The sequence below is a fragment of the Tepidiphilus margaritifer DSM 15129 genome (genome assembly GCF_000425565.1).
GTDB classification, from domain to species: Bacteria; Pseudomonadota; Gammaproteobacteria; order Burkholderiales; family Rhodocyclaceae; genus Tepidiphilus; species Tepidiphilus margaritifer.
The window spans coordinates 94,317-107,591 of the sequence record NZ_AUDR01000013.1; the positions used below are offsets into that span (position 1 = coordinate 94,317).

The window sequence follows — 13,275 nt, forward strand, 5'->3', positions numbered from 1 at the left end:
GGGCGTCATTCCATACTGCGGATGGTGGCAAGCAGTGCTGCTTCGTCGATGGGCTTGACGAGGTAGGCCACCGCGCCTTGCCGCAGACCCCATGCGCGGTCGGCTTCCTGTCCCTTGGTGGTACAGATGATGACCGGGATGTGGCGCGTGGTCGCGTCGCGATGCAGCTGGCGCGTGGCCTGGTAACCGTTCATGCCGGGCATGACGACGTCCATCAGTACGAGGTCGGGAAGTTCGGTACGCGCGATCGTAAGGGCTTGCTCGCCGTTCTCGGCGGTGAGCACTTGATAACCTTCGTGGGCGAGAAGCTCGGTGAGTGCGAGCCGCTCGGTGGGGGAATCGTCGACGACGAGGATGCGGCGGATGGGCATGGGCTCAATCTCCTTGCTGCACCGGAGTGGGCACCTCGGTCTTGGGCGGCCAGTGCCGGGCGATGGCCTCGAGCAGCTCATTCTTGGTGAAGGGCTTGGTGAGGTATTCATCGGAGCCCACGAGCTGTCCGCGCGCCCGGTCGAAGACGCCGTCTTTCGAGGTGAGCATGATCACGGGGATGTGGCGGAATTTGGGATTCTGCTTGATGAGGGCGCAGGTCTGGTAACCGTCGAGGCGGGGCATCATCACGTCGATGAAGATGATGTCCGGCATGAAATCGACGACCTTGGCGAGTGCGGAAAAACCGTCTTCGGCCAGCACGACCTCATAGCCTGCCTGACCGAGGAAGATCTCCGCGCTGCGGCGGATGGTATTGCTGTCGTCGACCACCAGGATGCGTGGTTTGCGTTCGGTGTTCACGTGGATCCCCGTTCTCGGCAATCATGCCCTGTCGGCGATGGTCCATGATACCATGATCTGATGCAAACGCGTTTTTCTCGGTTGCCCGGACGCGGCCTGTATTTGATCACGCCCGACGCGTTCGACGATGACGTCCTGCTCGCGGCGCTGCGCACGGCGCTGCTTGCCAGGCCGGCGTTGGTGCAGTATCGCAACAAGGCGCTCGATCGTGCCAACCGGGCCCGCCAGCTCGAGCGCATCGCGCCGCTGGTGCGGGCCGCCGGGGCGGCGCTCGTCGTAAACGATGACGTCGATCTCGCCGCCCGGTTCGAGGCGGGCGTCCATCTGGGGCGTGAAGACGGTTCGATCGAGCGGGCGCGCGAGCGGCTCGGACCCGGCGCGCTCATCGGGGCGAGCTGCTACGCGGATCTCGAGCGTGCGAGGGCGGTGATCGCAGAAGGGGCGAGCTACGTCGCCTTTGGCGCGATGTATCCTTCCCCGACCAAACCCCAGGCGCAACGCGCTTCGCTCGAATTGCTGCGCCGCGCCCGTGCCGAGCTGGCGGTGCCCATCGCCGTGATCGGCGGCATCACCCTCGAGCGTGCCGACGAGCTCGTCGCGGCCGGCGCGGATTGGCTCGCCGTGATCTCGGATCTCTTCGCAGCGCCCGATCCGGTCGAGCGGGCGCTCGCCTGGGCGACGTGGCACAATCGCGTTTTCGGCACGGAAGGGAAGAAACGATGACGGATCGCAACGAAGCGTGGTTCGAAAGGGCCCGGCGAGTGATTCCGGGCGGGGTGAATTCACCGGTGCGGGCGTTTCGCTCGGTGGGCGGCACGCCGCGCTTCATTCGCCGCGCGCAAGGCGCCTATCTCTGGGACGAAAACGGGACGCGCTATATAGATTACATCGGCGCCTGGGGGCCGGCGATCGCCGGGCACGCCCATCCGAAGATCGTCGAGGCGGTGCAGCGGGCGGCCGCCGACGGCCTCTCCTTCGGTGCCCCCACGGCGCTGGAAGTGGAGATGGCCGAGCGGCTCACGGCGCTTCTGCCTTCGCTCGAAATGGTGCGGCTGGTGAGCTCCGGTACCGAGGCTACGATGAGCGCCATTCGGCTGGCGCGCGGCTACACGGGGCGCTCGCGCATCGTCAAGTTCGAAGGGTGTTACCACGGGCACGCCGACGCGCTGCTCGTCAAGGCGGGCTCCGGCGCCCTCACCTTCGGGCATCCCAGCTCGGCCGGGGTGCCCGAAGGGGCAGCGCGCGACACCCTGGTGCTGCCCTACAACGAACTTGCCGCGGTGGAGGCGGCCTTTGCCGAGTGCGGCGACGAGATCGCCGCGGTCATCGTGGAGCCGGCTGCCGGTAACATGAACCTCGTCAAGCCGTGTCCCGGGTTTCTCGAAGGCTTGCGCGCGCTGTGCGACCGCCACGGCGCGGTGCTCATCTTCGACGAGGTGATGACGGGGTTCCGCGTGGGGCTGCAGGGGATGCAGGGGCGCACCGGCATCCGGCCCGACCTCACGACGCTGGGCAAGGTGATCGGCGGAGGCATGCCGGTGGCCGCCTTCGGCGGACGGCGCGAGATCATGGAATGCGTCGCTCCGCTCGGCGCGGTGTACCAGGCGGGCACGCTCTCCGGTTCGCCCGTGGCGGTGGCCGCCGGGCTTGCTTCGCTCGAACTCGTCGCGCAGCCGGGTTTCTACGAGCGGCTCGAAGCGCTCACCGCGCGTTTGGTGTCGGGGTTGCAGCGTGCGGCCGAAGAGGCGGGCGTGCCCTTCGCGGCCGATTCGCTCGGCGGCATGTTCGGCCTCTATTTCGCGCCCAAAGTGCCGGGTTCCTACGCCGAAGTGATGGCTTGCGATGCCGAGCGTTTCAAGCGCTTCTTCCACGCCATGCTGGCGGCAGGGCATCACTTCGCGCCCTCCGCCTTCGAGGCAGGGTTCGTGTCGGCCGCGCACACCGAGGCCGACATCGACGCCACGGTGGAGGCGGCGCGTCGGGCATTCTCTGCCCTTTGATCCTCAGCCCGTGAGCGCGGCGCGCAGGCGGTCATACACCGCCTGCGCGTCCGGGCGCACACCGCGCCAGAGGAAGAAGCTCTCGGCGGCTTGCTCCACCAGCATCCCCAGTCCATCGGCGGTGCGCGCACCGTGGCGCGCCGCCTCGCGCAGGAACGGGGTGGGGGCGGCGCCGTACATCATGTCATAGACGAAGGGCCGCGCGGCGAAGAGTTCCAGCGGAAGCGGCGGCAGTTCTCCGGCGAGGCTCGCGCTCGTGGCGTTGATGACCACGGTGAACGGTAGGCGTAGCGTTTCCCACGTATGTACTTCCAATCTCACGCCCGTTTCGGCGGCGAGTGCCGCGAACGCCTCGGCGAGTGCCTCGGCACGGGCGGGGGTGCGGTTGGCGAGCACCAACCGCTGCGGTCGTTCGCGCAGCAGCGGCCCCAGCACCCCCCGCGCAGCCCCGCCCGCGCCCAGGAGGAGCACTTCGGCTCCGGCGAGCGGCACGCCGTGGCGCCGGGTCAGGTCGCGTACCAAGCCCACCCCGTCGGTGTTGTCGGCCAGAAGTCGCCCCTCGCGCGCGATGAGCGTGTTGGCGGCTCCTGCCTCGCGCGCGCGTGGCAGCGCCTCGTCGGCGAGCGTCAGCGCCCCTTCCTTGAAGGGTAGCGTCACGTTGGCGCCTTTTCCGCCCTCGGCAAAGAATCGCCGCGCGGCCGTGGCGAAACCCTCGGCGCCGGGGTCGATCGCCTCGTAGCGCAAGCCTTGCCCCGTTTGTTCGGCAAAAGCGTGATGGATGAAGGGAGATTTGCTGTGCGCCACGGGATGGCCGAAAACGGCATAACGATCGGTCATGTTCAGTTCCCTTGCAGGCGCGATTCGCGGGTGAAGGTCCAGGTGCGCTTGATGACGATCACGTCGGTATCGGCGCGGATCTCCGGCGGGAAGGGGGCATAAGGGGAACCGAGCCGGACGATGCGCAGCGCCGCCTCGTCGAGCACCGGCTGGCCGGAAGAGCGCTCGATGTGCGCGTCGATCACCTCGCCATCTGCGCGGATCGACACCGACATGAGCAGGCTTCCGTAGAGCCTGCCCCGGGCCTGCTCGGGATAATTGAGGGTGCCGATGCGCTCGACCTTCAACCGCCAGTCTTCGATGTAGCGCGCGAAGCGGTATTCCTTGACGTTGGCGCCGAAGAATCGCTTGCGGGGTTGCCCGGCCACGGCGCGTTCGGTGTCGTCGAGCGCCGCATGCAGGCGGGCCACGCTCGCCGTTTGATCGAGCAGATCGAGACCGCTCGGTGCCGGCGTGGCGGCGGGGGTGGGCTCGGGAGAAGAGGCGATCGTTTTTTCCGGGGCGGGACGAACCAGTTTCCGTTTGGTGGTACTGGCCGTTTCCTGATGGCGGGCATGGGCTTCGAGTGGACTGTCGCTGGGATGATCGCGCTCGAGGGGGGGCTGGGCCGTGGTCGGCACGGCCGCCGTTTTCTCGTTGCCGCCCCCGGCGAGCGAGGCTTGGGCCAGCGCCTTCGCATCGTCTGGGGTCGAACGGCTGTGGGCGTTGACCAGAACGATTTCCAGGCCTTCGTCCTTTTTCGCGGCAAGGCGGGCTTCGGGAGGGGCAAAACCAAGGGAGAGCAACAGCGTATGCAGGGCGAGGGAGAAGAAAAGCGCCCATGCCAAGGGGGAATGCCGACTTTGCTGCCACGCCCGGGCCACGGCATCGCGCACGGCGAAAGAGAAGGGAAAGATCGTATTCATGACTCCAGAATGAGGTCGGCGGCCGGGTCGGCGGTTGCTTCTTTTGATAAAAGACGGATGAATCGCAGCCGGAGTTCCATTTCGACCAGGTCGATGCGCTCGACTTCCACTTCCACGCGCTGACCAACGTCGGTGGGCGGCAGGGAGGGGACTTTGGCGACGAGCGGGAGCCGTTCGCAGCGCACGAGATCGTCACGCAACACGGTGGCGGTGAGTCGCTCCACCCGGTGCTGGCGCAGCCATCGCAGGCACCAGTAGCGCTCCATGTGGCGCTGGAATTCCTGGTAGGTGGCGTAGGCTGCCTCGAACTGGCGCACGATGCCGAGCAGATCCTGGCCCCGTTCGGGGAAAGGGGCCGGCGTGCCGCGCACCGTGGCCAGCAGCTGCATCTGGTTGACCAGATCGACGTAGCGGCGCAGGGGTGAGCTCGACCAGGCGTAACAATCCACCCCCAAACCTTCATGGCTCTCCGCTTCCAGCGCCATGCGCACCTTGCCGCCCGCAGGCTGGGTGCGATAGATGCCCGGCAGCCCGTGCTCCGCCAGACGCTTGCCCCAGGTCTGGTTCGTGAGGATGGCGAATTCGCTCACCAGTTTGTCGATTGGCGCACCGCGCGGGCGCGGGGTGATGCTGACCCAGCCAGGGCCGTCCTCCGTGACCCGTTCCCAATCGACGTGAAAGAGGTAATCGACCTGGTTCTGCGTGACCGAAGCCTTGCCGCGCCCCGCTTCGAGCACGGTGGCCAGCTCCCACAGCAGTTTGAGCTCATCGCGCCAGGGTAAATCCTCGGGCAGGGCTTCTTGCAGCGTTTCTTCGTTGAAGAACGGCTCCAGGGCGTGCAGGCGAAGGTTGGCCGCGATCGGCACGCGTTCGAGCCGCGTCTCCATGCCCTGGATGGCGAGCGAGGCATCGACGTCGAGATACAGGGAGAGGGCGGGCGGCACGTGTCCTTCGGCCAGGGTGAAGCGCTCGACCACGTCGGGCGGCAGCATGGTGATCTTGCGGCCCGGCATGTACACGGTGGACATGCGGGCGCGGGCGATGGCATCAATCGCATCGCCGGGAGCAAGCCCCAAAGCCGGCGCGGCGATATGCACGCCGATGCGCCAACCTCCGCCGGGACGCGGCGTGACGGAAAAGGCGTCGTCGATCTCGGTGGTCGAGACGTCGTCGATCGAGAAAGCCCGTACTTCGGCTATCGGCAGATCGTCGGGGACGACAGGTTCGGGGTGTGCGGGGAATTCCAGCCCGTCGGGGAAGACTTCGAAGAGGAATCGGCCGAAATGATAATCGTGCGTCGAGGAGATCGCGCCGACCGACAGCAGCAACTGCGCCGTCGAACAGCGCAAGGCGACGCTCGCGGCTTCCAGCGCCTGGGTTTCCGGACGGTTGCGATCGGGGCGGTAGAGGAGTTGCGGCAGGGCTGCGGCGATTTCGTCGGGCAGACGACCGGCCACCAACTCGTCACGCATGCGCTCGATCGCCTCCTGGCGCTTGCGCTTCTTCTCCAGGCCGGCGAGCGCTGCTTGCAGGATCTCGGCCGGCGCTTTCTGAAATCGCCCTTTGCCTTTGCGGTGGAAGTGGATCGGTGAGGCGTGCAGACGCAGCAGCAGTGCCGCCGCTTCGACCGCGGAGGGCTCGGCGCCATGGTATTCCCGCGCAAAGTCGAGATAGGAGAACTCTTCCTCGCCGCACACTTCCCACAGGAAGTCGACATCGAGCGCTTCGGCCTGGCGCTGGGCTTCGTCGAGCAGCGCCTGCGGCTCGGGCTCGCGAAACGTGAGGAGCGCGGCGTTGCGTTTGATTTTCAGGCGGCGGCCGGAGGGGAGCTCGACGTGCAGCGTGGTTTCCTGCTCCGAGAGGAGCGTGCCGGCCTTGAATGCGCCGGACTCTTCGAAAAGGACGAACATGGAACTATGTCGGAGGGCTCGATCGCTGGCAGTTTACCCGAAATCGGCAGCATGACGGAAAAGACACGCGCCGGTACCTCAAGTTTTCTGACCGGCGGACGATAATACATCTCAGGGCTTTGGCGGCTGGACAAAGGAAACGGCGCATCATGGACGCGATGAAATCAATGAAAGGGCGCTGGCGGCGTCTTCTGGCGCTGCTGGTGCTGGGCACGCTCAGCTCTGCCGTCTTGGCCGAGTGGCAGACGGTGGCGCGCGATCGCGATCGTCTGGTGCAGATCGATCCCGCAACCCTCATTCCGGCCGAAGGGGGCATCAAGGTGGTATGGGGACGCGTCGTGTTCAACGCCGACGAGGCCAAGCGCCGCGGCTACACTTCGGTCAAGGCGCTCAACCGCTTCGACTGCCAGCGCCGAACTTATACGACGGTCAAGCGGGTGTATCTCGACGCGAACGACCTGCCGCTCTCGGAGGAGACGATCCCCAAGCCCGAGACGACCCCCATTGCCCCCGGTTCGGTCGACGAGCGCTTGTGGCTGGTGGTCTGCCGCCCCCCCACGCCGGAAGAACTGAGCCGTATCGCCCAGGAAGCCCTGGGATCGGCACAGAGCGCGATGGAGGGCGCCGCGGCCAAAACGGCTTCGTCGTCAGCGGAAAAACCCTTGCCCTTGGGCGTGGATCTCGTCGACCCTTCCGCCTTGCCGCCCGAAGTGGCCAAGCTTCCCGTCCCGGCGCAGCAACCCCCGGTCAAACCGCCGGTGAATCGACCCGATGGCTCGCCGCCGATCTCCGCCTTGGCGCTCCAGCCCCCCCGCGCGCCCTCGCCAGCGGCCGCGTCTGCGCAAGCACCAACGGCGGGACGCTCCGGGAGTGTTCCTGCGCCTGTGGCCGGTTCCCAACCCCCGGTGGCCGCCTCTGCCGTGGCTCCCGCGGAGCGCAAGCCGATCCTCGCTCATCGCGCCGCTCCTTCGGGCAAGATTCCTTCGAGCCAGAAGAAACGACGCGCGGCCAGACGCCCTCCGCCGGGCGAATGGACCTACGCCGACGGCCCTGCCGGTCCCTCCCAGTGGCACCTCCTCTCGCCCGACTGGCGTCTGTGCCACGACGGCAAGCGTCAATCCCCCATCGCGCTCGAAGGTGCCACGCCGGCCGATCTTCCGCCGCCTTTCTTCCGCTACCAACCCGGTCGGGTCGTTCTCGAGCAGGACAAAGCAGGCTTGCTGCTCGAGCCGACGCGGGAACAGCGCCTGGGGTGGCAGGGAACATGGTATCGGCTGGAGCGGATCAGCTGGCATCACCCCGGGGCGCACCGGCTCGGGATGCGCGTCGCTTTGGGAGAAGTGGTTCTGCAGCATCGGGCGGAAGACGGCTCCCGGCTCTTCGTGGCCCTGCGCGTGGTCGCCGCCGAGCGCACCCATCCGCTGCTCGCCGCGCTGGCGGACTGGGCGGAGCAGGGAAGCGCCGCGCCGCGCGAATTGCCGCTCGACCTGCGCAGCCTCGAACCGGTCGACGCCTCTTATTTCACCTACGAAGGCTCCGAGCCTTGGCCGCCGTGCCGGGAAGACGTGCGCTGGATCGTCTTTCGCGAACCGCTCGAGGCCATCCCCGCCGAGATCGCCCCGCTCACACAAGGGCCGCGCACCAGCCGCCCGCTACAGCCGCGCCATGACCGGCCCCTGTTCAGCGTCGTGCGCTGAGCCGCCCCCACGAGGCGGAAGGCTGTAGCAGCGGGTCGGCGGCTTTGAGCGGGGCAGCGATTCCGGATATACTGCCTCGATATTCAGGTGGAGGCGTCCGTCCATGCCGAACGCGTTTTTCCGTTGCCGGGCTTTTCGTCTCCGCGCCGTGCTGCTGCATGCAGCCCTGCTCGCCGCGCCTGCAGTGACGGCGGGCGAGACGCTCGTCTATCGTTGCACCTCCCCTGACGGCAGCATCCGCTTCGAGGCGAACCCCTGCGGCCCCGACGCCGCAGCGGTGACGCTTCGTCCGTCGCCCTCGGCTCCGCCGGCGGCAACGAAAAAAACGCGCGAGGCGGTCGTCGAATCGCCCCAGGCGTTCGCCTTGCGCCAGCAGCGGCTCGCCCAGATCGAAAGCGAACTGCGCGATCTCGCCCGCGAGCGCGATGCCTTGCGCGCACGCCACGCCGACGAGCGCATGGCGCTGGCGGTGCGGGAGCCTCCCGCCGACCTGAAACCGGCGCAGCGCGCGGCCTACGAAAAAGCCCGTGTGCGCGAGCGCGAGGGGGTGGAGCGGCGGCAGGTGAAGGAGATGGAGTTTCTCGAGCGCCGCGCCGCGCGCCTGGAGCGCGAACGCACCCGCTTGCTGCAGCCGCCGGGGCGTTGACGCACCCCGCCGATGGGGGAGCGCCCCATGCACATCGATCGCAGCGGCGCCCCTTTTCCCATGGTAATCTAAGTGCCCTACCGGTAACCGAACGAGGTGCGTGATGAAAGTCTATAGCGCCGTCATCGAACGCTGCCCTCAGACTGGCCTCTTCGTGGGTTATGTCCCAGGTTTTCCTGGCGCACATGCGCAAGGCAGAACGCTGGATGAGCTGCACCGCAATCTTGCCGAAGTCATTGCCATGCTGCTCGAAGACGGCGAGCCGAAGATGGAATACGAGTTCGTCGGCGTCCATCAGGTTGCCGTTGCATGAGCCATGGGAAACTTGCCCGTTCTCAAGCCGCGCGAGGTCATTTCCATTTTGACCGCGCTTGGATTCGTCGAAGTGCGTCAGCGTGGTTCGCACAAGCAGTTTCGGCATCCTGACGGTCGCTGCACGACCGTGCCGTACCACCCGGGGATGGATATCTCGCCCTTGCTGCTGCGTCAAATTGCGCGTGACGTCGGATTGACGCTCGAGGCGTTCCTGGAATACCGACGATGAGTCGTTTTCCGCGCCGCGCCTCGCACGGTACGCCGTTCTTGTCACGATCGAGCGATTGCACGTCGCAGTCTCGAGAAACGCTACAGATCGGAGGGAAGCGGCGGCTGGTCGGCCGCCTTGTCGAGTATCGCCAGCGCTGCGGATTGGTTGCTCGCCGCGGCCAGCAGCGCGAGCAATTCCTCGCCCCAGCGCTCCCGTTTGCGTGCGCCGATCCCTTCGATGTCGGCGAGTTCGGCGAGCGTCGCCGGGGCGCGGCGCGCGAGTTCGCGCAGGGTCTTGTCGTGGAAGATCACGTAGGCCGGCACGCCTTCGGCCTGGGCCTGCTGCAGGCGCCAGCGCCGCAGACGCTCGAAACGCGTCTGCTCGGCCGGCGAGAGGGCGTCGCTTGCCGGCACCGTAGCCGTGGTCGCGCCCCGGGCCGGGCCCTTGGGCGTCGCGCGGGGCAAGGCGAGAAGGAACGGCTCCTCCCCGCGCAGCAGGGGCTTGGCGCGTGGCGTGAGCACCAGGGCGCGATGCCGCTCGAAGTCGATCGAGAGCCGGCCGCGCAGCAGCAGCTCGTCGAACACCGCCTGCCAGGTTTCCACGGGCAGATCGACCCCCAGGCCGTAGGTGCTCACCCGGTCGTGTCCACGGCGCACCACCGCCTCGGTGGCGTGACCGCGCAGCACGTCGATGAGGTGCGCCGCGCCGTAGTGCTGGCCGGTGCGATAGACGGTGGAGAGTGCCTTGCGCGCCGCGTCCGTCGCCTCCCACGGCCGCACCGGCGCGAGGCACCGGTCGCAGCGCCCGCAGGGGCCGATGGTCTCGCCGAAATAGGCGAGGATCGCCTGCCGCCGGCAGCCGGTGCCCGCAACCATGTCCACCAGCGTGTCCAGCCGCCGGTGCGCCATCTCCTTTTGCTCCGGCAGCATGTCGGAGGTCTCGATCATGTGCCGATGCCACACCGCATCCTCGCCGCTCCACAGGAGATACGCCTGCGCCGCTTCGCCGTCGCGGCCGGCGCGTCCCGTCTCCTGGTAATAGCCTTCGAGCGAGCGCGGCAGATCCAGGTGGGCGACGAAGCGCACGTCCGGCTTGTCGATGCCCATGCCGAAGGCGATGGTCGCCGTCATCACCAGGCCGTCCTCGGCGAGGAAGCGCCGCTGGTGGCGCTCGCGCACCTCGTGCGTGAGCCCGGCGTGGTAGGGCAACGCCGGGATGCCCCGCTCGTTCAGCCAGCGGGCGAGTTTCTCCGTCTTGCCGCGCGACAGGCAATAGACGATGCCGCCGCCCTCCGGCTGCCGCCGCAGGAAGGCGAGGAGCTGCGCCCGCCCGTCGCCGCGCTTGCGCTCGGCGGCGTAGAAGAGGTTGGGGCGATCGAAACTGGTGACGAAGCGGCGCGCCTCGTGCAACGCCAAGCGCGCGGCGATCTCCTCGCGGGCCGCCGCGTCGGCCGTGGCGGTGAGCGCGATGCGCGGCACCCGGGGGTAGCGCGCCGGCAGCATCGCCAGGTGCAGGTAGTCGGGGCGGAAGTCGTGCCCCCATTGCCACACGCAGTGGGCTTCGTCGATGGCAAAGAGCGCGATCGCCCCTTGGGCGGCGAGCGCATCCAATAGCTCGAGGAAACGCCGCGTCTGCAGCCGCTCCGGCGCGCAATAGAGGAGCTTCACCCGCCCCTCGCGGGTCGCCCGCTCGATCGACTCGGCTTCTTCCGGGGCGATGCCCGAGTGCAGCGCCGCCGCGGCCACGCCGTTCTCCCGCAGCGCCGCTACTTGATCCTCCATCAGCGCGATGAGGGGCGAGATCACCACCCCCACGCCTTCGCGCAGCAGCGCCGGCAGCTGGTAACACAGCGATTTCCCGCCGCCCGTGGGCATCAACACCAGCGCGTCGCCGCCGCGCGCCACGTGCGCTACGATCTCGGCCTGCGGTCCGCGAAAACGCGCATGCCCGAAGATACGAGCGAGCAGCGCCCGCATGCGCGCGGCGAGCGCCGCGTCTTCCGATTCCGCTACGGACGCGCTCATCGTCTCGACGCTATTCGGGACGGTAGAGCTCGGCCCCGCTGCGCACGAATTCGTCGGCCTTTTCCTCCAGTCCCGCGGCGAGCGCCGCCTCTTCGGAGAGCGCCTTCTCCTCGGCGTAGAGGCGAACTTCCTGCGTGATCTTCATCGAGCAGAATTTCGGCCCGCACATCGAGCAGAAATGCGCCACCTTGGCCGATTCCTTGGGCAGCGTCTCGTCGTGGAATTCGCGCGCCTTGTCCGGGTCGAGCGAGAGGTTGAACTGGTCCTGCCAGCGGAACTCGAAGCGTGCCTTGGAGAGCGCATTGTCGCGGATCTGCGCCCCCGGATGCCCCTTGGCCAGATCGGCTGCGTGCGCCGCGAGCTTGTAGGTGACGATGCCTTCCTTCACGTCGGTCTTGTTCGGCAGCCCCAAGTGCTCCTTGGGCGTAACGTAGCACAGCATCGCCGTGCCGTACCAGCCGATCTGCGCCGCGCCGATGGCGCTGGTGATGTGATCGTACCCCGGAGCAATGTCGGTGGTGAGCGGCCCGAGCGTGTAGAACGGCGCCTCGTCGCACCATTCGAGCTCTTTCTCCATGTTCTCCCGGATGAGCTGCATCGGCACGTGCCCCGGCCCCTCGATCATCACCTGCACGTCGTGTTTCCAGGCGATGCGGGTGAGTTCTCCCAGCGTCTTCAGCTCCGCCAGCTGCGCCTCGTCGTTCGCATCGTAGATCGAACCGGGGCGCAGCCCGTCGCCCAGCGAAAAGGCCACGTCGTAGGCTTTCAGGATCTCGCAGATCTCCTCGAAGTGCGTATAGAGGAAATTCTCCCGGTGATGCGCCAGGCACCATTTCGCCAGGATCGAACCCCCGCGCGAGACGATCCCCGTGAGGCGCTGGGCGGTGAGCGGGATGTGGGCGAGCCGCACGCCGGCGTGGATGGTGAAGTAATCCACCCCCTGTTCGGCCTGCTCGATGAGCGTGTCGCGAAAAAGCTCCCAGGTGAGCTCCTCGGCCTTGCCGTCGACTTTCTCCAGCGCCTGGTAGATGGGCACCGTGCCGATCGGAACGGGGCTGTTGCGGATGATCCACTCGCGCGTCTCGTGGATGTGGCGGCCGGTGGAGAGATCCATCACCGTGTCGGCTCCCCAGCGGATCGCCCAAGTCATCTTGTCGACTTCCTCCTGGATGTCGGAGGCGAGCGCCGAATTGCCGATGTTGGCATTCACTTTCACGAGGAAGTTGCGCCCGATGATCATCGGCTCGGATTCGGGGTGATTGATGTTGGCCGGAATGATCGCCCGGCCGGCGGCCACTTCCGCGCGCACGAACTCCGGCGTGATCTCCTCGGGGATGTGCGCCCCGAAGCGCTGCCCCGGATGCTGGCGCGCGAGGATCTGCGCGAGACGCTCGCCGCGCGGGCCGCTTCGCGCCAGCGCCTCGAGATACGCCCGGCGGTTTTGGTTCTCGCGGATGGCGATGAATTCCATCTCGGGCGTGATGAGGCCGCGGCGGGCGTAGTGCAGCTGCGTTACGTTGGCGCCGGGCTTGGCGCGTCGCGGCGTGCGCGCAAGGCCCGGAAAGCGCAGCGCGGCAGTGGCGGGATCCTCCAGACGCGCCCGCGCGTGCGCACTCGTCGGCCCGGGCAGCACTTCGGTATCCCCGCGTTCCTCGATCCAGGCCCGGCGCAGCGGCGGCAGACCTTGGCGGATGTCGACGTGCGCATCGGGATCGGTGTAGGGGCCGGAAGTATCATAGACGTAGATCGGCGGGTTGGGCTCGGCGCCGAAGGAGGCCGGCGTGTCCGCCTGCCGGATCTCGCGTAGGGGCACGCGCAGGTCGGGGCGCGAGCCCTGCACGTAGATCTTGCGTGAATTGGGGAAAGGCTGGACCGCGGCGGCGTCGACGCGCGCGCTCGCGGCGAAAAAATGGTCTCTGGCGTTCATCGGCGCGCTCT

The 13,275-nt window shown here is 67.5% G+C and carries 13 protein-coding genes; 6 read left to right on the plus strand and 7 right to left on the minus strand.

The genetic code is table 11. The features are described 5' to 3' along the window. Nucleotides 1–5: 5 nt before the first annotated feature. Both H607_RS0101240 and H607_RS0101245 read right to left on the minus strand, forming a co-directional pair. Entirely contained in the window at nucleotides 6–371 is a 366-nt protein-coding gene (locus H607_RS0101240) for a response regulator (RefSeq protein WP_028873919.1), read from the minus strand. A gap of 4 nt (nucleotides 372–375) precedes the next feature. Next, entirely contained in the window at nucleotides 376–792 is a 417-nt protein-coding gene (locus tag H607_RS0101245) for a response regulator (RefSeq protein ID WP_037989201.1), read from the minus strand. 102 nt (nucleotides 793–894) lie between these two features. Here H607_RS0101245 and thiE point away from each other — a divergent pair, with 102 nt between their 5' ends. Both thiE and hemL read left to right on the plus strand, forming a co-directional pair. Then, a complete protein-coding gene (thiE, locus tag H607_RS11175; RefSeq protein ID WP_211218429.1) occupies nucleotides 895–1,515 on the plus strand; it encodes a thiamine phosphate synthase in 621 nt (206 codons plus the stop codon). Beyond that, nucleotides 1,512–2,792, plus strand: coding sequence for a glutamate-1-semialdehyde 2,1-aminomutase (gene hemL / locus H607_RS0101255; protein WP_028873921.1), 1,281 nt, complete (start codon nucleotides 1,512–1,514; stop codon nucleotides 2,790–2,792). The genes thiE and hemL overlap by 4 nt, the downstream gene beginning before the upstream one ends. Before the next feature lie 3 nt (nucleotides 2,793–2,795). Here the strand turns inward: hemL and aroE are convergent, their stop codons facing one another. Genes aroE through H607_RS11180 form a run of 3 tightly spaced genes read right to left on the minus strand, consistent with a single transcriptional unit; the run spans nucleotide 2,796 to nucleotide 6,444 of the window. Continuing rightward, complete coding sequence (gene aroE / locus H607_RS0101260; RefSeq protein WP_028873922.1) at nucleotides 2,796–3,629, minus strand: shikimate dehydrogenase; 834 nt, start codon at nucleotides 3,627–3,629, stop codon at nucleotides 2,796–2,798. A gap of 2 nt (nucleotides 3,630–3,631) precedes the next feature. Continuing rightward, the gene (locus H607_RS0101265) at nucleotides 3,632–4,534 is read right to left on the minus strand and encodes an energy transducer TonB (RefSeq protein ID WP_088178685.1); all 903 of its coding nucleotides are present in this window, start codon (nucleotides 4,532–4,534) and stop codon (nucleotides 3,632–3,634) included. Next, a complete protein-coding gene (locus tag H607_RS11180; protein WP_037989205.1) occupies nucleotides 4,531–6,444 on the minus strand; it encodes a ribonuclease catalytic domain-containing protein in 1,914 nt (637 codons plus the stop codon). Before H607_RS11180 ends, H607_RS0101265 begins: the two co-directional genes overlap by 4 nt. A gap of 149 nt (nucleotides 6,445–6,593) precedes the next feature. Between H607_RS11180 and H607_RS0101275 the strand changes: the two genes are divergently transcribed. The 4 genes from H607_RS0101275 (at nucleotide 6,594) to H607_RS0101290 (ending at nucleotide 9,331) form a co-directional block, all read left to right on the plus strand. Then, nucleotides 6,594–8,141, plus strand: coding sequence for a surface-adhesin E family protein (locus H607_RS0101275; protein WP_157381251.1), 1,548 nt, complete (start codon nucleotides 6,594–6,596; stop codon nucleotides 8,139–8,141). A gap of 103 nt (nucleotides 8,142–8,244) precedes the next feature. Then, nucleotides 8,245–8,787, plus strand: coding sequence for a DUF4124 domain-containing protein (locus H607_RS0101280; RefSeq protein ID WP_028873925.1), 543 nt, complete (start codon nucleotides 8,245–8,247; stop codon nucleotides 8,785–8,787). Nucleotides 8,788–8,890: 103 nt separating this feature from the next. Next, nucleotides 8,891–9,100 carry a type II toxin-antitoxin system HicB family antitoxin gene (locus tag H607_RS0101285; protein WP_028873926.1) on the plus strand — a complete coding sequence of 70 codons (210 nt, stop codon included), beginning with the start codon at nucleotides 8,891–8,893 and terminating at the stop codon, nucleotides 9,098–9,100. A gap of 3 nt (nucleotides 9,101–9,103) precedes the next feature. Further along, nucleotides 9,104–9,331, plus strand: coding sequence for a type II toxin-antitoxin system HicA family toxin (locus tag H607_RS0101290; protein WP_028873927.1), 228 nt, complete (start codon nucleotides 9,104–9,106; stop codon nucleotides 9,329–9,331). 80 nt (nucleotides 9,332–9,411) lie between these two features. Here H607_RS0101290 and recQ read toward each other — a convergent pair whose 3' ends face one another. Next, a complete protein-coding gene (gene recQ / locus H607_RS11185) occupies nucleotides 9,412–11,337 on the minus strand; it encodes a DNA helicase RecQ (RefSeq protein ID WP_083961857.1) in 1,926 nt (641 codons plus the stop codon). A gap of 10 nt (nucleotides 11,338–11,347) precedes the next feature. Continuing rightward, a complete protein-coding gene (gene thiC, locus H607_RS0101300) occupies nucleotides 11,348–13,264 on the minus strand; it encodes a phosphomethylpyrimidine synthase ThiC (RefSeq protein ID WP_028873928.1) in 1,917 nt (638 codons plus the stop codon). Between the last annotated feature and the right edge of the window lie 11 nt (nucleotides 13,265–13,275).